This window comes from Amycolatopsis sp. NBRC 101858 (assembly GCF_030269325.1).
Classification (GTDB): Bacteria; Actinomycetota; Actinomycetes; order Mycobacteriales; family Pseudonocardiaceae; genus Amycolatopsis; species Amycolatopsis ponsaeliensis.
Genome location: NZ_BSTD01000004.1, coordinates 1,059,106 through 1,080,178, shown reverse-complemented (window position 1 = coordinate 1,080,178; position 21,073 = coordinate 1,059,106). Strand labels below are relative to the sequence as shown.

The window sequence follows — 21,073 nt, the reverse complement described above, 5'->3', positions numbered from 1 at the left end:
CGCCGGAGGTCGCCATCCGGCGGCGGGCGCGCCTATCGTGGCGGCATGAAGGGGCTGCTGCTGCGGCTGTCCGGGCTCGACGCCGACGCCGAGAACGCCGTGCGGGTGATCGGGTTCTTCGACCGCCTGATCACCGGCCGCGCCGGCCTGGACGCGCTGGTGCGCAGCACGGCCGAGCTCGCCGGCTGCCGGGTCGGCGTGCACGCGCCCGGCCAGGGGCTGTCACTGCGGGCGGAACCGGGCGAAGACGTCGTCACGCCCGGGGCGGCGCCCGCGGGAGCGGCCGTCCGCCGCCTCGAGGGCGGCGTCGACGTGTGGGTGGCCCGCGGCGGGGCACCGCTCCCGCTCGACGACATGCTGCTGGAACGGTTCGCGATCGCCACGGCGATCCTGCTGGAGCAGAGCGGTGTGCCCCGGCCCGAGCTCGGCGACCCCGCGCTGGTCGAACTGGTGCTGTCCGAGGACGCCGGCACGGCCGAGCGGTCGCGGGCCCTGCACTTGCTGGGGATCGCCCCGGCGGCGCGGCTGCGCGTGCTGGCGGGCACCGGCGTCGACGGGCTCGCGGGGCGATCGGCCCAGCTGGGCGGGGTGCGCGCGATCTTCGTGGACACCGTGCCCGCGCTGCCGGACGGCGGCCGGGCGGGCGTCGGCCCGGAGCTGCCTGCCATCGACGCGGCCCGGTCCTGGGCCGCCGCCCGGACGGCGCTGCGCTTCACCGCGGACGCCGAGCCGGTGGTGTGGTGGGACCGGCTCGGCAGCCTCACCGCGTTGGCCGGCCGGCTCGACGGGCCGGATCTCGCCGAGCTGCCGGACATCCGCGCTCTGGACCGGCTCGCGGCCGAAACCCACGGGGACGACACGCTGGCCGCGCTCGACGCGCTGTGCGCGACGGGCTCGGCCCGCAAGGCCGCGGCGGTGCTGCACCGCCACCACAGCACGATGCCGGCCCGCCTGGCCCGTGCGGAAGCGGTCCTCGGCTTCGAGGTCGACTCCCCCGCGGGCCGGTTCCGGCTGCATCTCGCGCTGATGCTGCGGAGACTGCGGGACAACAGCGGACTCGGATGACCGGCCGGACCACACCCGCGGACCCGTTCCGGCACCTGCCGCACGTCGGCGAGCCCGCGAACCCGGCCGGCCGGACCTCACGCTCAGCCCGCGAAAACCCCCGGCTCAGCCGACCGTCCTCAGTGGACGCCTGAGCAGATCCTCGGCCGCCGCCGGCCACTCGGGGTGGTCGAAGGCGAACCCCGCGTCGAGCAGCCGGCCCGGTACCACGCGGCGGCTCTTCAGCAGCAGCTCCGTGTCGCTCCGGAGCGCGAACGCCCCGAGCTCCGCCATCCACCTCGTCGCCGGCAGTCCGAACGGGACGCCCGCCGCCGTCCGCAGCGCACGCAGGAAGTCCTTGTAGGGTAACGGTTCCGGGGCCGCGAGGTTCACCGGCCCGCGCAGGTCGTCGCGCCCGGCGAGGAAGTCGATCGCCCGGACCAGGTCGTCCTCGTGGATCCAGGACAGGTACTGCGCCCCGCCCGCGACCGGGCCGCCCAGGCCCAGCCGGGTGAGCCGCAGCAGCATCTCGAACGCGCCGCCGGGCTCGGGGCTCATCACCATCGCCGTCCGCAGCGCCACCTTGCGGGTGCGCGGGGTGGCCGCCACCTCCTGCTCGCGCTCCCACGCCCGGGCGAGGTCGACGCTGTAGGCCCAGTAGGCGGGCACTCCCGGCTCGCCGCCGCCGAGCACGCCGGTGGTTTCGTCGTTCGGGGCGTCGTACCGGTGCGCGTAGATCGTCGCCGTGCTCATCTGCAGCCAGACCCGCGGCGGCCGCCCGGCGTGCTCGATCGCGCCTCCGACGACCCGCGCCGAGTCGATGCGCGAGTTCCACATCTCCCGCAGGTTCGCCCGGGTGTACCGGCAGTTCACCGACCGGCCGGCCAGGTTGAGCACGACGTCGCTGCCGTCGACCTCCGCCGTCCACGGCCCCGCGGCCCGCCCGTCCCAGCGGACGTGGCGCACCCCCGGTTCCGCCGGGGCGTCGCGCCGGGTGAGCACGACGACCTCGTCCCCGCGTCCGGCGAGCCGGCGACTCAGTACCCGCCCCAGGTGCCCGGTGCCCCCGGGTATCACGACCTTCACGAAGTTCCCCCTTCACGGTCCGCCGGAACCCACGGTACCGAAAGAGTTGAACGTGTTCAAATATCGGTGACGCCGGCCATGAGGTCGAGCAGCGTCCGGAGCGCGCGGCTCGGCGGCTTCGCGCCCGACGTGACGACGTTGAGCGGCCAGTCCAGGCCGGCGCCGGCCAGAGGCCGCACGACGACGTCCGGCTCGCCGGGCACGGGCGTGTCCGGGACGACCGCGACGCCCAGCCCGGCCGCGATGTAGCCCGCCACCGTGCGGAGGTCGGCGACCTCGACGGTGACCCGCCGCGGCGCCCCGAGCGCGTCGAAGGCCCGGTCCATCGCGACGCGGTTGCCGAACCCGCGCGGCGTGTCGATGAAGGACTCGCCGGCGAGGTCCGCGAGCCGCACGGCCCGGCGCGCCGCCAGCGGGTGATCGGCCGGCAGCAGCACGACGAACGGCCGCGTGTCGACCCGCAGGACCGCCAGCCCGGCGAGGTCGGACTCGGGCAGGCCGACGATCGCGACGTCGAGCCGCCCCTGGCGGACCTCTTCGGCCAGCCCGGTGGACCCGGTGATCGACACCGTCACGTGGATGTCCACCCGCGGGTGCCGCCGGTGGAACGCCCCGAGCAGCTCGGGCAGGTTCACGCCGCCGATCGACGTCAGCGTGCCGATCCGCAGGCTGCCGCGCAGGCCTTCCGATGCTTCCTGGACGGTCGCGCGGGCGCGTTCGAGGGCTTCGATCGCGCTCTTCGCCTCGGGCAGGAACGCGGCACCGGCCGCCGACAGCGCGACCCGGCGGGTGGACCGGTCGAACAGCCGGGTGCCGAGCTCGGTCTCGAGCGCGCGGACGGCGGCGGACACGGTGGACTGGACCGCGAACATCCGCTGGGCGGCCCGGGTGAAGCTCAGTTCCTCGGCCACCGCGACGAAGTACTCGAGCTGACGCGTCTCCATTCATCGATGGTAGCGATAACTCGGACCAGGACTTTTCGTTGGACTTGCTGAGTCGCCGGGGACATCGTGGAGTGCGGAAGGTCCCCTTGGCGTCCTGGAAGGTCCCGATGTCCGTCACCCTTGCCCCCGCCCGGCTCCGGATGAGCCGCGGCCTGGGGTTCCGCGTCGTCGCGGTCGCGTTCGCGACGGCGCTCGCGTTCTCCACCGTCCCGACCCCGCTGTACGCGCTTTACCAGCAGCGGGACGGGTTCCCGGCGTTCCTCGTCACCGTGGTGTTCGCCGCGTACGCGGTCGGGGTGATGCTGAGCCTGTACCTGGCGGGGCACGTCAGTGACTGGCTGGGGCGCCGTCGCGTGCTCGTCGCGGGGCTGCTCGCCGAGGCCCTCTCGGCGGCGGTGTTCCTGCTCTGGCCGGAGGTGCCCGGCTTGATCGTCGCGCGGCTGGTCAGCGGTGCGGGCATCGGCGCGATCACCGCGACGGCCACCGCGCACCTGTCCGAGCTGCGCACGCAGGCGCGTCCCGGCCTGGCCGCGACGGTGGTCAACGCGGGCGGCCTGGCACTGGGACCGCTGGCGGGCGGGTTGTTCGCGCGGTTCGCCGGCGAGCCGTTGCACACGCCGTTCGCGGTCTTCCTGGTCGTGCTGCTCCTGGAGGCGGCCGCGGTGAGCCTGGTGCCGGAGACGGTCGAACGTCGCGAGGAGCGCCCGGCGTACCGGCCGCAACGGCTGTCCCTGCCATCGGCGGCCCGGTCCGAGTTCACCGGCGCGGCGATCGGCGCGTTCGCGGCGTTCGCGCTCAGCGGCCTGTTCATGGCGCTGGCCCCGACGCTGCTGGCCCACGAGCTGCACGAGCCGTCGCGGCTGCTGGCCGGGCTCGCACCGTTCACGATGCTCGGCACCGCGGCCCTCGCCCAGATCGGCCTGGCCCGCCTCGCCACGCGCACGCAGCTGCGGTCGGGGTACGCGCTGATGGGCATTGGCCTGGTGGCGCTGGCGGCATCGGCGTTCGCGGGATCACTCCTGCTGTTTTTTGGGGGCGAGCGTACTGGCGGGGGCAGGGTTCGGGCTGGGCTTCCGCGCAGCGGTAGGCACGGTGGCGGCCCTGGCGGACGACCTGACGCGCGGCGAAGTCCTGGCCGCGTTGTTCCTGGCTGCGTACGCGGGGTTGGTGCTGCCGGTGCTGCTGATCGGGCTGGCGATGCTGGTGGCATCCGGGGCGGTGGTGCTGGCCGGGTTCGCGGCGCTGGAGCTGACACTGCTCGGCTGGTCGGCCCGCCGGACGCTTGGTTAGGCCGGTCGGATCGGCCGGACCGGGTCAGGTCGGCCGGCTCGGCCGGCAGGTCGGATCGGGTCGGGTCAGTCGGCTCAGCCGGGCAGGTCGGCCGGGTCGGCCGAGTCGGGTCGGGTCGGGATCGGCTCGGCCGGGTCGGGTCCGGCCAAGCCTGGCCAGGCCAGGTCGGGCCTGTCTGCCTAGCCAGGCCGGGTCGGGCAGAGTCGGCCAAGTCGGTTCGGTCGGCCGAGCCAGCCGGTCGTCCCCGCAGCAGCGGCGGTACCGGCGCGGATCCGCCGCGCGAGAACCAGCCCTGCCCGACCCGCCACTCCCCGGCCCGCCGCCACCCCGCCGACCCGGCGGGCCCGGATCCACCCTGCCGCCACCCCGCCGACCCCGCACTGACCGCCGCCCCTAGTGCGTCTCCTAGCGCCGGGCCCGAAGCGCTCCTCCGCACCCTCAGGCGGGCATAGAGTCGGCGGATGACCGCTGCAGCCGCGCCGCCGATCGTCACCGGGGTGGACGGGTCGGCCGAGTCCTTGGACGCCGTTCGCTGGGCCGCTCGGACCGCCGGTCTGCGGGACGCGCCCCTCGAGATCGTGCATGCCCTCGATGTCCCCGCCCTGCTCGCCGGTGGGGTCGTGCCGCCGCCCGAGGAGATGGTCGACGCTCTTCGCGCGCGTGGGCGGCGGGCGCTGCGGACCGCGCGGGAACTTGCTGCCGCGCAAGGGATTCCGGGTGCCTCGACCCGGCTCGATCCTGACCGTGCCGCGCAGGCGCTGATCGAAGCCTCGCGGCACGCCGCGCTGCTCGTCGTCGGCTCCGCCGGGCACGGGCGGCTCACCAGCCTGCTCGCCGGGTCGGTCGCCGCGGCCGTCGGGACGCACGGGCGCTGCGACACCGTCGTCGTCCGCGGGGACAGCTGGGACGAGCCCGGCGCCGGTGACCGCCCGGTCGTCACCGGCATCGACGGCAGCGAAGCCGGCACGCGCGTGCTCGCGGCGGCGCTCGCCGAAGCCCGCCTCCGCCGCGCTCCCCTCGTCGTGCTGCACGCGTGGACCGATGCCCCGCCGCCGCGGCCGGACCCGCGGTGCGTCACCGAGGCCGGGCGCCGGCTGCTCGGCGAACGGCTCGACGACCACGACCTCGGCGACGTCGCGGTCGAGCAGGTCGTCGTCCACGCCCACCCGCGCCGCGAGCTGATCGACCGCAGCGGGACCGCCCAGCTGGTCGTTCTCGGCGATCGCGGCCGCGGTGGCTTCCCCGGGCTGCTGCTCGGGTCGACCGGGCAGGCACTGCTGCACCACGCAGCGTGCCCGGTGCTGCTCGTGCGTACGGCCGTTTGAGGGAAGCGGGACGGAAGCGCGACCCGGCAAGATGGCGGGGACCGAGAGCGAGGGACAGATGAAGACAGTGGTGCGAGCCGGATTCGTCGCGATGCTGGCCACGGCGGCGCTGGCGGCTCCGGCCGGGGCGGCGCCCGTCAAGCAGGTCACGAGCACCTGCCACGCCGGGCAGTTCAGCGGGATGTTCACCCTGCGGTACGAGACGTCCGGCGGCTTCCACCGCCCGCTCGGCGCCATCACGACGGCGGGACCGTACATCGGTGACGTGGGCACCCGGTCGCTGAAGATCAGCTACACCGACGGGCTGGGCACGCACGCGGTCTACGCCAACGTCAGCCCGGCCTCGAACGGCACCTACACCGAGACGCTGCCGTCGGGGCTCGCCATCCCGGCCACCGCGCGGGGCACGGCGTCGACGACGTTCGGCAACGGCGCGCAGTCCTGCGTCGCCACGGTGCCGATCACGTAGTCGCCGGCCGCCGTCGCGCCGGGCATTCCGGCGCGACGGCGGTTCACCGCGGGTCGAGCGCGGCCCGCAGGATCGCCCGGGCCGAGGCCGCGAGCACTTCGGCCGCCCGGTCGCGGTCGAGCCCGCCGATGTCGGTCAGCCACACCAGGGACTCGATTCCCGTCGCCGAGCGGATGGCCACCGCCAAACCGTGCACGTCGACGTCCGGGTGCGTCGCGGCGATCGGCGCCAGCGCCTCCTCGATCCACCGGATCGCCCGGCCGCCCCGCAGCACCGGCTGCTCCGCGCCGGGTTCCAGCGAAAGCCGCAGCTGGGCCCGCAGCTGCGGCTCCCAGCGCACGGTGAACCGGATGAACTCGCGCATCACCAGGTCCAGGCGCGCCTCCGGGCCGGCGGGCGCGCCGGCGGGGAGCAGGCCCGCGCCGTCCTCGATCTCGGGGTACGCCGCCAGCAGGAGGGCGCGCTGGTTGGGGAAGTACCGGTACGCCGTGGTGCGGGAAATCCCGGCCTCCGCGGCGGCTTCTTCCACCGTCGGCGCCCCTCCCCGCGCCAGCAGTGCGTGGGCGGCTTCGACCAGCGCGGCCCGCGTCCGCCCCTTCTGCCGGCTGCGGCCCGTGGACTCATATGGCACTTCCATGCCATCATGGTACTCAGGTCCCACGAAGGAGGCGGCCATGAGCGGTGATCCGGCGGAAACGAATCCCGAGCTCTACCGGGTGGTCCTCGAAAACGAGCGGGTCCGCGTCCTCGAGTACCGGGACCGGCCCGGCGACCGGACCGCGCCGCACCGGCACCCCGACACCGTGATGGTCACGCTCGGCGCGTTCAGCCGGCGCATCTCCGCCGGCGGCCGCGAGGTGCACGTCGACCTGGCCGCCGGCGAGGCGCGCTGGGTCGCGGCGCAGGAACATTCCGGCGAGAACGTCGGCACCACGCCCACCCACGCGTTGTTCGTCGAATTGAAGGAGCCCGGCAACGAAACGGGGGAAGCTGCCCTCGGCCCCGGCGAACCGTGACCCCACGCGGCCTGCCGCCGAATCCCCGGAGTGCGGCTCGGCCACCATCGACGATTCGGTGACGGAGCTTTTCCTTCCTGTCGACGTATCTCGCCCGGCCCGGTCCGCTCCTGTAGGCCTGAACGCGGACGTGTCCGCGGCGGAGGGGCGGGGATGGTCGGGAACACCACCGGCGGGGTGGACTTCGGAGTGCTGGGACCGTTCGAGGTCCGGATCGGCGGAGCGCCGCGGGACGTGGGCGGTCCGCGGATCCGGACCCTGCTCGCCGTGCTGGCCGCGGAGGCGGGCCGCGTGGTCAGCGTCCCCGCCCTCGGCCACGCGCTGTGGGGCGAGTGGCTGCCCGAGCACGCGGACCGGACCGTGCGGACGTACCTTTCGCGGCTGCGCGGCTCGATGGACTCGCACCTGATCCTGACGCGCTCGCCGGGGTACGTGCTGCACGTCGCTCCGGAGGCCCTCGACGCGGCGCGCTTCGAACAGCTCGCCGTCGAAGGGCGGCGCGCGCTCGCGGCCGACGAACCCGGCGCCGCGCGGACGCACCTGGCCGCCGCTTTGGCGCTGTGGCGGGGAAACGCCTACGAGGAGTTCGCCGGCGTGGAAACCCTGCAGGCCGAAGGGATGCGGCTGGAACGGCTGCGCCACAACGCCGTCCAGGACCGGATCGACGCCGACCTGGCCACCGGCGAGGACGTCGGCCTGATCGCCGAACTGGAGTCGCTGACCGCCGCCTTCCCCGGCCACGAACGGCTGTGGGCGCAGCTGATGACCGCGCTCTACCGCGCCGGGCGCCAGGGCGACGCGCTGGAAGCGTTCCGCCGGGCCCGGCACGGGCTGATCACCGCCTCCGGCGTCGAGCCGTCGCCGGTGCTGGCCCAGGTGCACCGGCAGGTGCTCGCCCACGACCCGAGCCTGCTCCCGGCCCGCGCCGTGGTGACCATCCCGGACGACGCGCTGGCCGCCGGCGAACACGCCCTCCTGGAGGACGGCGACCTGCGGACCAGCCGCGAGCACTTCGAAACCGCGTACCGCCGCGCCGACCAGGCCGGGGACGCCGACGCGCTCGCCCGCGCCGCGCTCGGCCTGGGTGGGGTGTGGGTGCACGAACACCGGACGGCCGCCGCGTCGGAGCAGCTGCTGACGCGGCTGCGGCACGCGCTCGCCGAGCTCGACCCGGCCTCCGCGCTCGCCCGCCGGCTGCGGACGCGGCTCGCCGGCGAGGAGGACTACCAGGCCGTGACGCACGACCGGATCCTGGCCGTGGCCGAGGAAACCCGGGCCGCCGGCGACCCGGTCGCGCACGCCGAGGCGCTGAGCCTGGCCCACCACTGCCTGCTCGGACCGGACCACACGGCCCGGCGGCACGCGCTGGCCACCGAGCTCGTCGGGGTCAGCGGGCGGTCCGGGCGGCGCACCGACCTCGTGATGGGCGTGCTGTGGGACACCGTCGACCTGTTCCTGGCCGGCGACCCGCACGCCCAGCGGCGGCTCGGCGAGCTCGACGACCTCCTGGCCGCGCGCAAGCACCTGGCCGCGGGGTTCGTCGCCGACGCGGTCAAGGTCATGCTCGCCATCCGCGCGGGCCGGTTCCGCGAGGCCGAGCAGGGCGCCCAGGCGTGCGCGGAGCTCGGCCAGGCGGCCGGCGACCTGGACGCGCTCGGCTGGTACGGCGCGCAGCTGGTGGCGATCCGGTGGTTCCAGGGCCGGCTCGGCGAGCTGGTGCCGGTGCTGGACGGGCTGATGCACTCCCCCACGCTCAGCCCGATCGACAATTCGTACTACGCGGCGCTGGCGGTCGCGGCGGCCTCCTCCGGCGACCGGCGGACGGCCGCGGGTGCCCTGGCGCGCCTGTGCGGCGGCGACCTGGGCGTGCTGCCGCGGTCGAGCACGTGGCTGATTTCCCTGTGCGGCGCCGCGGAAACCGCTTACCTGCTGGGCGACACCGAGACGGCGACCCGGGTTTCCGAGCTGCTCCGCCCGTTCGGTCACCTGCCGGCGATGGCGAGCCTGGCGATCGCGTGCTTCGGCTCGATCCACTACCCGCTGGGCACGGCGGCCCTGACGACCGGCGACCTCGACCGGGCGGTCGCGCACCTGCGGGCGGCGGTCCAGCACAACCTGGCGCTGGCGCACTGGCCGGCCGTGGTGTTCTCCCGTCGTCGCCACGCCGAAGCACTGGTCCGGCGCGGCGCGCCCGGGGACGCGGTGGCCGCGGCGAGTGAGCTGGCCGCGGCCGAGGAGGAAGCGCGGACGTTCGGCGAACCACCACAGGCCCTTCCTTCGCCCTTCTCCGGCTGAAAGGCTCGGCGGCGACGGGAAGGAGCGACGATGCCCGGACTTCTGCTTCGCAACGGCCGCCTCTGGAGAACCGGCGCGGCCGACGTCCTCGTCCGCGACGGCGTCCTCGTCGAGATCGGGCGCGGGCTCGATCCGGGCGACGCCGAGGTGCTCGACCTCGGCGGCCGGCTCGTCCTGCCGGGACTGGTGGAAGCCCACTGCCACCTCGACAAGACGCTCTTCGGCGGGCCGTGGCGGCCGCACTCGGCCGGGCCAGCGCTCGCCGACCGCATCGCCGACGAACGCGTCCGCCGCGCCGAGCTCGGCCTCCCGGACCCGGCCCACGTGACCGCGCTGCTGGAAACCATGGCCGTCGCGGGGACGACGCACGTCCGCACCCACACCGACGTCTGCACCGGCACCGGGCTCACCGGCGTCGAGGTCGTGCGCGACGTCGCCGCGCGGCTGGCCGGCCGGATCACCGTCGAGCAGGTCGCGTTCCCGCAGAGCGGCATCCTCACCGACCCGGGCACGGCCGGGCTGCTGGAGCGGGCGATCGGCCTGGGCGTGACCGCGGTCGGCGGCATCGACCCGGCCGGGCTGGACCGCGACCCGGTCCGCCACCTCGACGTCGTGTTCGGCCTGGCCGCGCGCCACGGCGTCCGGATCGACCTGCACCTGCACGACCCCGGCTCGCTCGGCGTGTTCGAGCTGGAGCTGATCATCGAGCGGACGCGGGCGACCGGACTGGCCGGGCGCGTGACGGTCAGCCACGCCTACGCCCTCGCCCAGGCGGACGCGGCGACGCAGGACCGGCTGGCGGCCGGGCTCGCGGACGCGGGCATCACGATCACGACGGCGGCGATCTTCGACTTCCCGGTCCCGCCGCTCAAGCGGCTGCGCGAGGCCGGCGTGACCGTCGCGTGCGGGCACGACGACATCCGCGACCTGTGGAGCCCATTCGGCAGCGGCGACCTCCTCGAGCGGGCGATGCACCTGGCCTACCGCAGCACGTTCCGCCGTGACGAGGACATCGAGCTGGCCTTGGAGGCGGTCACCTTCGGCGGCGCCCGCACGCTGGGCCTCGACGGCTACGGTCTCGTCGAAGGCACGTCCGCGGACCTCGTCGTGGTCGACGCCGAGACGCCGGCCCACGCCGTCGTGACCCGGCCGCCGCGGGACCTCGTCCTGAAGGCGGGCCGGGTCGTGCACCGCGGAACCGTCCTCAGAGGACGGGGTTCCAGCCGTCCGCGCCCGCCAGGTACCGCTGCGCCGTGAAGGTCGCGGCCTGGGCGGCGGTCAGCTGCGGCCGGTCGGTGCCGGTGCCCGCGCCCGGCCCGGTGTTGCGGTACTCGAAGAACCGGGCGTCCTTCCAGGAGAAGCCGGACATGTCCGTCCACGGCGTCGCCTTGATCGCCGCGGGCAGGACGGTCTCCCGGACGACGACCTGCGCGATCGCGTCGACGTCCCCGCCGGGGTGCCACGGCCGGCCCAGGTAGAAGCTCGCGTTCGCCGCCGCGCTGACCACCTTGCTGCCGACGACCAGGAACCCGTACGTGTTCGCCCGGCGCGTGCTCGCCGCGGTCAGGTAGCCGTTGGGATTCGACCCGCGGTCGAGCGCGGTGATCGTCGCCCGGTCGAACACCGCCGTGGCCCGGCCGAACAGGAAGTCGACGTCGCCGCTGATCGCGCAATTCCGGTAGTACTGGCGGCCGGTCGTGCCCACCGTCGCGGTGTCGGCGTAGAGCGTATCCTGGTGGCCGAGGAACGTGACGTTGTCGAAGACCATCCGGTCGCCGGTCGCCTTCACCGCGACGGCCTGGGTCGCGGTGATCTCCGGGTGGGCGTGGCGGTCGAAGGAGTTGCGGAAGGTCAGCGCCGTCGCGGTGAAGCCGTTCGCGGCGATCGTCGCGGTCGCGCTGCCCGTGGTGCCGTACGTCGTGCCGTCGGGCTTCTTCGTGCCGCTGGCGTTGTCGTAGTCGATGACGACGTCCGCCGCCCGGCCGGTGGTGCCGCGCAAGGTGATCCCGGTCTTGCTCGCGGGCACGGTGATCACCTCGCGGTACGTGCCGGGCATCAGCGAGACCGTGCCGCCGGCGGGGACGGCGTCGATCGCCGCCTGGACCGTCGCGAAGCTGCCCGAGCCGTCCGCGGCCACCACGAGGTGCGTGCACGCGGGCGCGGTAAGCGACGCGCCGGCGAGAACCGAAGCGAGGAGCAGGGTGATCATGACGCCTCCGAAAAGGACGCCGGGGGTACCGGACGGCGGCCGGCACCCCCGGCGAGCCGATCACTGGTAGGTGATGTTCGCGGTGGTGTAGAGGCAGTTCGTCGAGTCGGGCCCGCTGCCGATCTTCGTCGGCTCGCCGCTGGTGACGCCCTTGTACTTCTCGCAGGGCACGATCTTGCGGCTCGAGTCGCCGACGATGGTGATCCGGGTCAGCTTCGCCGTGTCGCCGTAGTTCGTGTTTATGCCGACCAGGGTCTTGCCCGGCACGGTGGCGGTGACGTTGTCGACGACGACGTTGCGCTTGTACTGCGTCTTGCAGTTGCCGCAGGAGCGGTACAGCTTGCCGAAGTCGTCGACCTGGAAGTTCCGGATGTACATGGTGCCGGGGCCGTTGTGCTGGAAGACCTTGTCCGACGCCTTGCGCGCGCCGCCGCCGTCGATGGTCATGGTCTGCGAGGCGGAGGTGCCCTTGAAGGTCGCGGCGTCCTCGCCGACGTCCTCCCACCAGACGTTGAGCAGCGTGCAGGTGCCGAGGCAGTGCACGCCATCGGCGGCCGGGTTGCCGAGGACGACGTTCTTCAGCGTGGTGCCGTTGGCGAGCTCGAAGATCGGGCCCTGGTCTTCGTCCTGGCCGCCGGTGCCGAGGTCACCGGTGCCGTAGAACCGCTTGAGGCCGCCGTCGTAGGTGCCGCCGGTGACCTTGATGGTCTGGCTCACCGCCTGGCTGCTGGTGGGGTTCGGCCACGAGGCCGCGGTCGCGGGGGTGCCGCCGACGATCACGGCGGAGACCGCGAGCGCGGCGACGGCCGCGGTCCGGCTCACCCGGGAGATCGGGAACATGCTCATCACTCCTTGGGTCATCCCTGGTCGGGAATTGTCCTGGCGAGTGCTGAAAGCGCTTTCTCAGTCTCGGGTGCCCGGCGTTTCGAAGTCAATGTCACCGGGCGACGAGCCGTCCCGGTCGCCCGGATGGCCGTCGTGGCAGCGGGTTTTCAGAAAACGGGACCCGCGCCCGCCGGCACGCGCGCCGGCACCGCCCACGCCGGATCCATGCGGTCCACCAACGTCGGCGTCCACCCGACGTCCGGCCCCAGGTCCGGGTCGTTCGCCGCGTTGTACTCGGCCAGCAGGTCCACCGGACGCGGCCGCTGCGAACCGGCCGAGACCAGCGTCCCCGTCGCGTGCAGCACCGTTCCCTTCCAGTATTCGACCAGCGCGCCCAGCGGCACCGACGCCGGGATCCGGAAGAAGTTGTTCTCCGCGTAGATCCGCGACTCGACCCCGACGCCCAGCGAGTACGTGTAAGCGGCCGGATCCCGCACCACGTAAAGGTTGTCGTACACGTGCACCTGCCCGTACCGCACCCGCGGCGCGCGCTGCCCGATCTCCGAAAACACGTTGTGGTGGACGGTGACGTGCAGCTTCCCGACGTCGTAGGTCGGCTTGTCGGTGTTGCCGATCAGCATCGTCTTGTCGTGGTCGTGGAGCCGGTTGTCCGACACCGTCACGAAGTCCGAGCCGTTCACGATGTCCAAAAGTCCGTCGTGGACTTCGTACTTGCGCCCGAAGTACGACGGCTGCGAGTCGTTCCCGCCGTCGCTGAACTCGTCGTGGTTCACCCAGACGTGCGTCGCCCCGACGAGGTCGACGTTGTCGTACTCGGAGTTCCAGTTCCCGTCGGCGCCGTCGAGGGGATCCCACTGGGGGAAGCAGTCGTGCGCGTCGGAGAACCGCAGGTTCCGCAGGATCACGTTGTCGCCGGTGACGCGCAGGGTCAGCCCGTGCAGCGTGGCGCCGCCGAGGCCGTAGATCGTCGTGTCCGGCCCGACGTCGACCACCACCTGCGCGGCCTGGTTGGCCTGCGACCGGGCCCGCGCCTCCTCCAGCGGCCCCGACGGCTCGACCTTCCCCCAGGTCGCCGGGTCGTACGCCGCCAGGTACGCGGGCAGGGTGTAGCCCGGGTCCGCGAAACCGGCGCAGCTCACCGGCCGGTCGCGGGCGTCCACGTTGCCCTCGATCGTGCCGCGGACGTAGACGATCTTCGGCGCACCGGGGTGCGACGCCAGCGCGGCGACCAGCTCCGAACGCTTCGACACCGTGTGGACGTCGGCGGGTGCGGCGGCCGCTCCCCCGGTCGTCCCGGTGGTCGCCGCGCCCCAGCCGTCGTGCGCGCCGAGCACGACGCGGCCCGGGTCGTGGCCGTGGGCTTCCGCCGGGCCGGCGGTGAGGGTGAGTCCGAGCAGGGCGAGGCACCCCGCGAAGGCCTTCCAGCGCATGTCGGCTCCTTCTACTCGGCCGCCCGGGCCGCGAGCTCGGCCAGCCGGGCGGGGTCCGGATCGCCGTCGAGGACGACGACGTGGTGGGTCAGCGTCAGTTCTTCGCCCGGTTCGAACACCCATGGCCGGTGGTAGGTCGCGGCGAAGCTGACCACCGGGAACGGCTCGGCGCGCACGTACCAGGCCGTGGGGAAACCGGGGTTGGCCGGGCTGTCGGCGAACAGCAGGGTCGAGGTCCGGAGGCTCTCGTCGTGCCGTCCGGTGAACGCGAGCCACGGCGCGCGGTGGCCCATCGCGTCGCCGGCGGGCCGGCCGTCGGACGTCCGGACCGTGCCGCCGGTGAACGAACGCGGCCCGCGCCAGAACAACCCGCCGTACCCGGCGGTGTCGCGTCCCTCGGTGACCGGGCTCCCCCACCGCAGTTCCCGGTTGCTCGTGTTGCGCAGCCGGCTCGTCCAGGTGAGGGTCCAGCTCCCGGCCGAGACGTCGCCGAAGCGCAGCGTGCGGTTCTCGGTCAGCCACCGCCGGCCGGCCGCGGTGCGCCAGGCCAGTTCGTGCCGCAGCTCGCAGTGGTCCGCCGAGCTTTCGATGCTCTCCCAGCGGACGTGGCCGACGCTGCCGTTGTTGTCGAGCGGCGTGTACCCGCGGCCGCGCACGTAGGTCCGGCCGCCCCAGAAGTTCTCCCCCGACAGGTGGGCCATCGTGAACTGCAGGCCGTTGTGCCAGGTGTGGTCGTGCGGCCGGACCGCGGTCACGGTCTCGCCCGCGGTGGTGCGCAGCGGGTGCAGGTACGGCTTCGGCGAGTCCCCGGCCGGGGTCGGCGGCGCCACGACGTACTCCGCCAGCACCAAGTCGCCGAGGTGCACGCGCACCCGGCCGTCGTCCTCGGCCAGCTCCAGCGTCCCGTCCACCGCCGCCCGGCTCACGCCGGTTCCCCGATTTCGGCAAGCAGCTCGTCCACGGTGACCGGCGCCCCCGTGGCCAGCGACCGGTTGGCGGCCAGCCCGGTGAGCAGTGCCTGCAAGCCGGAATCGTGGTCGGCGGCGCAGCCGAGCTCGTCCGGCTCGGCATCACCGAGCAGTTCGGCCAGCATCCGCTCGTCCCCGCCGCCGTGGCCTTCGCCCAAAGGCTCGTTCAAGACGACTTCCGGCGGTTCCCACTGCCGTTGCCAGGTCAGCTTGGCCCGGCCGGGTTCGCCGGAGTCCGTGGCGAACTCGTTTTCCCGGACGTCCAGCTCGAGCCGTCCCGAGCTGCCCGAGAATACGACGCGATAGCCCTCCCGCGGCGAATACGCGTGCAGGTGGTAGTTCAGCACCACCCCGCCGCGGTGCCGGACGAGCACCGACACGTCGTCCTCGATCGTGACGCCGGGCGCGAACACGTCCTGGTTGCGGATGTAGCCGTCTTCGTGCTCGGCGTCGCGGTAGAGCGCGCGCAGCTCGGGCGAGGCCTCGAGGTCCAACGCGAAACGGTCATCGGTGTGGCCGTCGTTTTCGTCGCCGTAGAAGAACAAGCGGCCGAAGGCGAACACCGTCTCGGGTCCCCGGCCGAGCCACCAGTTGACCAGGTCGAAGTGGTGCCCGGACTTGTGCACGAGCAGCCCGCCGGAGTTCGCCTTGTCGCGGTGCCAGCGCCGGAAGTAGTCGGCGCCGTGCGCGGTGTCGAGCAGCCAGCTGAACTCGACCGAGCCGATCTCCCCGATCGCGCCCGCGGCGAGCAGCTCGCGCACGCGCCGGTGCACCGGGTTGTACCGGTAGTTGAAGGCGACCCGCACCGAGCCCCCGGTCTCGCGGCGCGCGGCCAGGATGCGCCGCGCGCCGGCGAGGTCGGTCGTCATGGGCTTTTCGGTGACGACGTCGCAACCCGCGTGCAGCGCGGCGACGACGTAGTCCGCGTGCGTGTGGTCCGGGGTGCACACCACGACGACGTCGACGCGCTCCTTCGTCAGCATCGCCGTGAAGTCCGCCGGCCGGTAGCCCGGCACCGCGGCGCCGATCCAGCCGGTGTGGACGCGCATGCGGGTTTCGTTGTGGTCGCAGAAGGCCACGAGCTCGGCCCGCGGCGAGCCGGCCAGCGCGCGGGTGAACAGCTGGGCCCGGGAGCCCAGGCCGACGATCGCGTAGCGGCGCACCACCATCACGTCTCCTCTCGAGCGAGGGTCCAGGGCAAGGCGAGTTCGGAGAAGAGCGCGAGCCGCTCGGCCGCGGCGTCGACGGCCTGGTCGACGCCCGGCACGACGAACCGGCGCTCCGACCCGGTGCCGACGGCACGTGCCTGGGGCAGCCGCCTCGGCTCGGGTGCGTCGCGGACCGCCTCGACCAGCGCGGTGAACGCGCGGGTCGCGGCCAGCGGGGCGAGCAGCGGCACGCCGTCGCGGAGGTGGCCGACGAGGTTGGTGAGCAGGTCTTCCGGCGGGCCGACCGGGACCGGCTCGTCACCGATGAGGACGAGGTCGGTCTTGTAGTGCCACCGGATCCGGCCTTCGGTGCCGTGGATCAGCACGTAGGGCTCGTGGTCGGCTTCGGCGGCGAGCGTCGCGGCGGCGACCACGTCCGGGGCGCCGGCGAAGCACAGGCGGGCGCACGCGGTGTCGTCCGACTCGATGTCGCGGGCGCGGTACAGCTCGACGGCCGTGCGCTCGGGCAGGGCCCCGGCCGTCCCGTTGAGCAGCAGGGCGGTCGCGACGGCGTGGGCGAACGGGTTCGTCAGGGCGCCGTCCACGACCGCCCGCCCTTCGAGCCGGCGACGGCCCGCCCAGGCGGACCGCGCGAAGTAGCGATCACGCCGGATCCACGCACCCGCCGCGGCGATCCCGGTGACCGTGCCGATCGCGCCCCGGGCCAGCGCGGCCCGGATCGCGGGGACCGCGGGCGAGCCGAAACTCTGGAAGCCGACCTGGCACGCCCGGCCCCGGGCCCGCTCCGTCAGCTCGTCGAACGCCAGGAGATCGAGCACCGGCGGCTTCTCCACGAGGACGTGGCAGCCCGCGGCGAGCGCGAGGCGGGCCAGGGGCAGGTGCGTGTGCGGCGGGGTGGCCACCACGGCGATGTCGGCCGGCACGCGGGCCAGCAGCTCGGCCGGGTCGCGGGTGAACACCGGCACCAGCTCGCCGGCGTCGTCCGGCGGCTCGCGGATGTCGCACGCGCCGGCCAGGACGATCTCGCCCCGGTCGTGCAGGGCCCGGGCCCGGCGCAGGTGCGTGCGCGCGTAGCCGGCCGTGCCGAACACGACCACTCTCGGGATCATCGGCGGCCACCGGTCGCCACGGCGGCCAGGGCGAGCGGCCCGGCCACCAGCAGGGCCAGGATCGGCAGCATCCACACGAGCACCACCGCGAGGCCGGCCGCCCCGGCCAGGAGCAGGGCGTTCCCGGGCGCCGCCGCCGTCTCGCGGACGGCCGTCACCACCGCTCGGCGCCACGACGGCTCTCCGCTCGCGACGACTTCGCACGTCCGCAGGGCGACAACGGCGGCCACGGCAGCCAGCACCCACAGCGCCGGCCCCAGCACCCCGGCGCCCGGCATCGAACGCACGACTTCGAGGTCGACCGCGAACAGCACCACCGCGGCGAGGCATCCGAGCGCGAAGAGCAGCCCACCCCGGGCGGACTGGCGGAAGTCGGCCCAGAACGTCGTCCACAGTGGACACCCGATGCCGTGGCGCGTCCGGTCGAGGACCCGGCAGCCCGCCGCGAGCGCCGGGGCCGCGGTCACCACCGGCACCGACGCGAGCGCGACCAGCAGGCCCGTCAGCAGGCAGTCCGAGAAGTCCTCCAGTCCCGTTCTCCACTGGGTTCGCATCGTCGTCACCCCTTCAGGCCGCTGGTGCTGACGCCTTCGACCAGCAGGCGCTGGAAGGCGAGGAAGAAGAGCACGATCGGGACGAGCGCGAGCGCCGACATCGCGAACATCGCACCGAAGTTCGACTCGCTGCTCGTGTCGACGAACAGCCGCAGGCCGAGCGGGACGGTGAACTTCTCCGTGTCGTTCAGGTACACCATCTGCGTGAAGAAGTCGTTCCACGTCCAGATGAACGTGAAGATCGACGTCGTGACCAGCGCCGGTTTCGACAGCGGCAGCACGACGTGCCAGAACGTCCGGTAGACCGAGCAGCCGTCGATGGTCGCGGCCTCGTCGAGCTCGCGCGGGATCCCGCGCATGAACTGGACGATCAGGAACACGAAGAACGCCTCGGTGGCCAGCAGCTTCGGCAGGATCAGCGGGACGAACGTGTTGACCAGCCCGGCCTGCTGGAAGATCACGTACTGCGGGATGAGCGTGACGTGGTAGGGCAGCATCAGCGTCGTGATCATGAACGCGAACAGCGCGCCGCGGAACCGGAAGTTCAGCCGGGCGAAGGCGTACGCGGCCAGCGAGCACGACAGGACGTTCGCCGCCACCGACAGCCCGGCGACGAGGAAGGAGTTGAGGAAGAAGCGGCCGAACCCGACGTCCGCCGCGCCTTCCCAGCCCTTCGTGTAGCCGTCGAAGACGAACCGCGTCGGCAGCAGCGCCAGCCGGGACAGGATCTCGTCCGGCGGCTTGACCGACGCGAACGCCAGCCACACCAGCGGGTACAGCACCACGGCGACGATCACGAGGCACAGCCCGTGCCGGCCGGCCGCACGCGCCGAACGCGGGAGCACGGTCATCGGCGCTCCTCGGCATCGTCGTAGAACACCCACAGCTTCGCGGTCCGGAACACGATCGCCGTCACGATCGCGATCACCGCCAGCAGCACCCACGCCATTGCGGACGCGTAACCCATGCGGAAGTCCTGGAAACCGACCTCGAACAGGTAGAGCGTGTAGAACAGGTCCGCGTCGGCCGGCCCGCCGCGGCCGCCGCCGATGACGAACGCCGGGGTGAACGCCTGGAACGCGTGGATGGCCTCCATCACCAGGTTGAAGAAGATCACCGGCGAGAGCATCGGCAGGGTGATGTGCCGGAACCGGCGGAACGCGCCGGCGCCGTCGATCGCGGCCGCCTCGTGCAGCTCGGCCGGGATCTGCTTGAGCCCGGCCAGGAAGATCACCATCGGCGCGCCGAACTGCCAGACCCCGAGCAGCACGATCGACGCGAGGCTGAACTGCGGGTCGTCGACCCAGCTCGGCGTGTGCCAGCCGAAGAACGCCAGGACCTCGTTCACCGGGCCGCCGCCCATGAACAGCGCCCGCCACACCAGCGCCGCCGCGACACTCGCGCCGAGCAGCGACGGCGCGTAGAACGCGGCCCGGTAGAAGCCGCTTCCGCCGCGGCGGGTGTTGAGCAGCATGGCCACCAGCAGCGACACCGTGAGCTTCAGCGGCACCGAGACCAGGACGTAGATCAGCGTCACCTTCACCGACTGCAGGTAGCGGTCGTCGTCGGTGAACATGTGCGCGAAGTTGCCGAAGCCGACCCACTTCGGCGAGGTGAAGAGGTCGTAGTCGGTGAAGGACAGGTAGAGCGAGACGACCATCGGGCCGACGGTCAGCGCCACCGCGCCGAGCAGCCACGGCGTCAGGAACGCGAAGGCCTCCGGCTGGGTCTTGCGGCGGCGCCCGGGCGGCCGGCCTCGCCGCCGGGCCCGCGCTGGAGTGTCCCAGGCGACCGGCGGGTCCGGGGTGCGCACGGTCGTCATCGGCTACTGGAGTCCCTTCTCGGCTTCCGACATGAACCGGCTGACGGCGTCGTCGAGGCTCATCCGCCCGAACGCGACCTCCTCGTAGGTGCGCTGGAGGAGCTTCTGGATCGCGCCGGCGCCCTTGGGCGGCACCGGCGGCGCGGCACCGAGCTTCGGTTCGAGGGCGGCTTCGTAGTCGTAGAGCGTCTTGTCGGCGCCCTTCGCCGAGCCCGAGAGCTGGGCGCGGACCTTGAGGTTCGGCGCGAGCCCGCGGTCGGTGCCGACGATCTTGCCCACCTCGGCGTCGTTGACCAGGAAGTCGACGAGTTTCGCCGCCGCCTCCTGCTGCGGGCTGCGCGCGGAGACCGCCAGGAACATCGACGGCCGCCGGTACTGCCCGGTGTTCCCGCTCGCGTCCGTCGGGTACGGCGCCACGTTCAACGGCTTGCCGTTCGCCTTCTGGTACGCGGGCAGGAGGTTGTCGTAGGCGAACTCGGAACTGGTCTGCTTCTTGCCGAGCGGCGACTGCTCGGGCGAGGTGTTGTAGGACGCCGTGACGTCGGCCGGGGACGCGCCCTTCGCGTCCCGGAACCGGCCCGCGAGCTGCCAGTACCGGCGCAGGTCGTCGGCGGTGAAGCCGAGCTTGCCTTCCGGGGTGTAGAACTGCTTGCCCTGCTGGCGCAGCCAGATCTCCAGCGTCGTGTCGAGGATGCCGAAGTCGGTGGCCCCGCGTGCCGCGAACCCGCTGGCGGCGCTGACCTTCTGCGTCGCGTCGGCGAACTGGTCCCAGGTCAGGCCCTTCGCCGGATCGGCGCCCGCGGCGGTGAACGCGGCCGGGTCGTACAGCATCGCCGGTGTGTTCTGCGCCCACGGCACGGCGTACCGCTTGCCCTGGTACACGCCGGTCGCCGCCAGTTCGGGGTTGATGTCGGCCAGCGAGATCGCCTTGCCCGCGCCCTCGTTCAGGTCGGCCAGGACGCCCCGGCCGCCGTACTCGGCCAGGTAGCGCGTGTCGACGTTGAGCACGTCCGGCGGCTTGCCGCCCGCCGTCTGCGTCGCCAGCTTCTCCCAATAGGCCGCGTACGCCGAGAACGACGTCTGCACCTTGATCTTCGGGTTCTTCTGCTGGAACAGCTCGACGGCCTTCTTCGTGAGGTTCGCCCGGCCGTCGCTGCCCCACCAGACGAACGTGATGGTCACGTCCCCGCCGTCGCCGCCCGAGCCCGAGCCGCACGCGGCGACCCCGGTCAGCAGCAGCGGGACCACCGCGGCCAGCGCGACGAGCGTTCGCCGCTCTCTTGTCCGACGCATCGAGCTCTCCGTTCTCAGCCGGTCAGCACTTTTCTGAAAACGCTGTCAGCGCGCTCACGGTAGGCAGTGCGCGCGACTCGTGTCAACGGGCGAAACGGGGCAATAACCCTTGTGCAGCAACGTATCTGACGTTCGATGGGCAGCTTGAGAAAGCGCTTACAGCAACCGGGTGAAGGTGGGCTGTCAGCGCGAGGGCACCGGGTG

At 73.2% G+C, this 21,073-nt stretch carries 20 protein-coding genes; 7 read left to right on the top strand and 13 right to left on the bottom strand.

Translation table 11 applies throughout. The features are described from left to right. The first annotated feature begins 45 nt into the window (after nt 1–45). Nucleotides 46–1,065: a helix-turn-helix domain-containing protein gene (locus QSK39_RS33765; protein ID WP_285481913.1), complete on the top strand. Its 1,020-nt coding sequence runs from the start codon at nt 46–48 to the stop codon at nt 1,063–1,065. A gap of 105 nt (nt 1,066–1,170) precedes the next feature. Here the strand turns inward: QSK39_RS33765 and QSK39_RS33760 are convergent, their stop codons facing one another. Further along, complete coding sequence (locus tag QSK39_RS33760) at nt 1,171–2,130, bottom strand: TIGR01777 family oxidoreductase (RefSeq protein ID WP_285481912.1); 960 nt, start codon at nt 2,128–2,130, stop codon at nt 1,171–1,173. Nucleotides 2,131–2,186: 56 nt separating this feature from the next. Continuing rightward, nucleotides 2,187–3,074: a LysR family transcriptional regulator gene (locus QSK39_RS33755; RefSeq protein WP_285481911.1), complete on the bottom strand. Its 888-nt coding sequence runs from the start codon at nt 3,072–3,074 to the stop codon at nt 2,187–2,189. Between the two features lie 107 nt (nt 3,075–3,181). Between QSK39_RS33755 and QSK39_RS33750 the strand changes: the two genes are divergently transcribed. The 3 genes from QSK39_RS33750 to QSK39_RS33740 are packed head-to-tail and all read left to right on the top strand — an operon-like array spanning nt 3,182 to nt 6,158. Then, complete coding sequence (locus tag QSK39_RS33750) at nt 3,182–4,816, top strand: MFS transporter (RefSeq protein ID WP_285481910.1); 1,635 nt, start codon at nt 3,182–3,184, stop codon at nt 4,814–4,816. Nucleotides 4,817–4,825: 9 nt separating this feature from the next. Further along, nucleotides 4,826–5,689: a universal stress protein gene (locus QSK39_RS33745; RefSeq protein ID WP_285481909.1), complete on the top strand. Its 864-nt coding sequence runs from the start codon at nt 4,826–4,828 to the stop codon at nt 5,687–5,689. A gap of 58 nt (nt 5,690–5,747) precedes the next feature. Continuing rightward, entirely contained in the window at nt 5,748–6,158 is a 411-nt protein-coding gene (locus QSK39_RS33740; RefSeq protein ID WP_285481908.1) for a hypothetical protein, read from the top strand. 43 nt (nt 6,159–6,201) lie between these two features. Here QSK39_RS33740 and QSK39_RS33735 read toward each other — a convergent pair whose 3' ends face one another. Then, on the bottom strand, nt 6,202–6,795 hold the full coding sequence (locus tag QSK39_RS33735) for a TetR/AcrR family transcriptional regulator (RefSeq protein WP_285481907.1): 594 nt from the start codon (nt 6,793–6,795) through the stop codon (nt 6,202–6,204). Between the two features lie 37 nt (nt 6,796–6,832). Here QSK39_RS33735 and QSK39_RS33730 point away from each other — a divergent pair, with 37 nt between their 5' ends. The 3 genes from QSK39_RS33730 (at nt 6,833) to QSK39_RS33720 (ending at nt 10,726) form a co-directional block, all read left to right on the top strand. After that, the gene (locus QSK39_RS33730) at nt 6,833–7,174 is read left to right on the top strand and encodes a cupin domain-containing protein (RefSeq protein ID WP_285481906.1); all 342 of its coding nucleotides are present in this window, start codon (nt 6,833–6,835) and stop codon (nt 7,172–7,174) included. 153 nt (nt 7,175–7,327) lie between these two features. Further along, nucleotides 7,328–9,469 (top strand): AfsR/SARP family transcriptional regulator, encoded by a 2,142-nt coding sequence (locus QSK39_RS33725; RefSeq protein ID WP_285481905.1) that lies wholly within the window; start codon nt 7,328–7,330, stop codon nt 9,467–9,469. A 30-nt stretch (nt 9,470–9,499) separates the two neighbouring features. Further along, nucleotides 9,500–10,726, top strand: coding sequence for an amidohydrolase (locus QSK39_RS33720; protein ID WP_285481904.1), 1,227 nt, complete (start codon nt 9,500–9,502; stop codon nt 10,724–10,726). Here QSK39_RS33720 and QSK39_RS33715 read toward each other — a convergent pair. From QSK39_RS33715 to QSK39_RS33670, 10 genes are all read right to left on the bottom strand, one after another. Further along, the gene (locus QSK39_RS33715) at nt 10,674–11,678 is read right to left on the bottom strand and encodes a pectinesterase family protein (protein ID WP_285481903.1); all 1,005 of its coding nucleotides are present in this window, start codon (nt 11,676–11,678) and stop codon (nt 10,674–10,676) included. The two genes, QSK39_RS33720 and QSK39_RS33715, sit on opposite strands and share 53 nt — an antisense overlap. A gap of 60 nt (nt 11,679–11,738) precedes the next feature. Next, a complete protein-coding gene (locus QSK39_RS33710) occupies nt 11,739–12,509 on the bottom strand; it encodes a pectate lyase (RefSeq protein ID WP_353051102.1) in 771 nt (256 codons plus the stop codon). Between the two features lie 161 nt (nt 12,510–12,670). Beyond that, nucleotides 12,671–13,954 (bottom strand): pectate lyase family protein, encoded by a 1,284-nt coding sequence (locus QSK39_RS33705; protein WP_285481901.1) that lies wholly within the window; start codon nt 13,952–13,954, stop codon nt 12,671–12,673. An 11-nt stretch (nt 13,955–13,965) separates the two neighbouring features. Continuing rightward, the gene (locus QSK39_RS33700) at nt 13,966–14,880 is read right to left on the bottom strand and encodes a DUF6807 domain-containing protein (protein WP_285481900.1); all 915 of its coding nucleotides are present in this window, start codon (nt 14,878–14,880) and stop codon (nt 13,966–13,968) included. Beyond that, a complete protein-coding gene (locus QSK39_RS33695) occupies nt 14,877–16,091 on the bottom strand; it encodes a Gfo/Idh/MocA family protein (protein WP_285481899.1) in 1,215 nt (404 codons plus the stop codon). The genes QSK39_RS33700 and QSK39_RS33695 overlap by 4 nt, the downstream gene beginning before the upstream one ends. Further along, nucleotides 16,091–17,200 carry a Gfo/Idh/MocA family protein gene (locus QSK39_RS33690; protein ID WP_285481898.1) on the bottom strand — a complete coding sequence of 370 codons (1,110 nt, stop codon included), beginning with the start codon at nt 17,198–17,200 and terminating at the stop codon, nt 16,091–16,093. The genes QSK39_RS33695 and QSK39_RS33690 overlap by 1 nt, the downstream gene beginning before the upstream one ends. Beyond that, nucleotides 17,197–17,754: a DUF624 domain-containing protein gene (locus QSK39_RS33685; RefSeq protein WP_285481897.1), complete on the bottom strand. Its 558-nt coding sequence runs from the start codon at nt 17,752–17,754 to the stop codon at nt 17,197–17,199. The genes QSK39_RS33690 and QSK39_RS33685 overlap by 4 nt, the downstream gene beginning before the upstream one ends. A gap of 5 nt (nt 17,755–17,759) precedes the next feature. Then, entirely contained in the window at nt 17,760–18,605 is an 846-nt protein-coding gene (locus QSK39_RS33680) for a carbohydrate ABC transporter permease (protein WP_285481896.1), read from the bottom strand. Further along, nucleotides 18,602–19,576, bottom strand: a complete 975-nt coding sequence (locus tag QSK39_RS33675; protein ID WP_285481895.1) for a carbohydrate ABC transporter permease — start codon at nt 19,574–19,576, stop codon at nt 18,602–18,604. Before QSK39_RS33675 ends, QSK39_RS33680 begins: the two co-directional genes overlap by 4 nt. A 3-nt stretch (nt 19,577–19,579) precedes the next feature. Further along, a complete protein-coding gene (locus tag QSK39_RS33670) occupies nt 19,580–20,869 on the bottom strand; it encodes an ABC transporter substrate-binding protein (RefSeq protein ID WP_285481894.1) in 1,290 nt (429 codons plus the stop codon). Between the last annotated feature and the right edge of the window lie 204 nt (nt 20,870–21,073).

What these genes read in the sequence shown, in the direction of transcription:
- QSK39_RS33750 (WP_285481910.1), top strand. Translation starts at nt 3,182, where the DNA reads ATGTCCGTCACCCTTGCCCCCGCCCGGCTCCGGATGAGCCGCGGCCTG.
- QSK39_RS33720 (WP_285481904.1), top strand. Translation starts at nt 9,500, where the DNA reads ATGCCCGGACTTCTGCTTCGCAACGGCCGCCTCTGGAGAACCGGCGCG.
- QSK39_RS33690 (WP_285481898.1), bottom strand. Translation starts at nt 17,200, where the DNA reads ATGATCCCGAGAGTGGTCGTGTTCGGCACGGCCGGCTACGCGCGCACG.
- QSK39_RS33675 (WP_285481895.1), bottom strand. Translation starts at nt 19,576, where the DNA reads ATGACGACCGTGCGCACCCCGGACCCGCCGGTCGCCTGGGACACTCCA.
- QSK39_RS33740 (WP_285481908.1), top strand. Translation starts at nt 5,748, where the DNA reads ATGAAGACAGTGGTGCGAGCCGGATTCGTCGCGATGCTGGCCACGGCG.
- QSK39_RS33735 (WP_285481907.1), bottom strand. Translation starts at nt 6,795, where the DNA reads ATGGAAGTGCCATATGAGTCCACGGGCCGCAGCCGGCAGAAGGGGCGG.
- QSK39_RS33730 (WP_285481906.1), top strand. Translation starts at nt 6,833, where the DNA reads ATGAGCGGTGATCCGGCGGAAACGAATCCCGAGCTCTACCGGGTGGTC.
- QSK39_RS33755 (WP_285481911.1), bottom strand. Translation starts at nt 3,074, where the DNA reads ATGGAGACGCGTCAGCTCGAGTACTTCGTCGCGGTGGCCGAGGAACTG.
- QSK39_RS33725 (WP_285481905.1), top strand. Translation starts at nt 7,328, where the DNA reads ATGGTCGGGAACACCACCGGCGGGGTGGACTTCGGAGTGCTGGGACCG.
- QSK39_RS33680 (WP_285481896.1), bottom strand. Translation starts at nt 18,605, where the DNA reads ATGACCGTGCTCCCGCGTTCGGCGCGTGCGGCCGGCCGGCACGGGCTG.
- QSK39_RS33745 (WP_285481909.1), top strand. Translation starts at nt 4,826, where the DNA reads ATGACCGCTGCAGCCGCGCCGCCGATCGTCACCGGGGTGGACGGGTCG.
- QSK39_RS33765 (WP_285481913.1), top strand. Translation starts at nt 46, where the DNA reads ATGAAGGGGCTGCTGCTGCGGCTGTCCGGGCTCGACGCCGACGCCGAG.
- QSK39_RS33670 (WP_285481894.1), bottom strand. Translation starts at nt 20,869, where the DNA reads ATGCGTCGGACAAGAGAGCGGCGAACGCTCGTCGCGCTGGCCGCGGTG.
- QSK39_RS33695 (WP_285481899.1), bottom strand. Translation starts at nt 16,091, where the DNA reads ATGGTGGTGCGCCGCTACGCGATCGTCGGCCTGGGCTCCCGGGCCCAG.
- QSK39_RS33705 (WP_285481901.1), bottom strand. Translation starts at nt 13,954, where the DNA reads ATGCGCTGGAAGGCCTTCGCGGGGTGCCTCGCCCTGCTCGGACTCACC.
- QSK39_RS33685 (WP_285481897.1), bottom strand. Translation starts at nt 17,754, where the DNA reads ATGCGAACCCAGTGGAGAACGGGACTGGAGGACTTCTCGGACTGCCTG.
- QSK39_RS33715 (WP_285481903.1), bottom strand. Translation starts at nt 11,678, where the DNA reads ATGATCACCCTGCTCCTCGCTTCGGTTCTCGCCGGCGCGTCGCTTACC.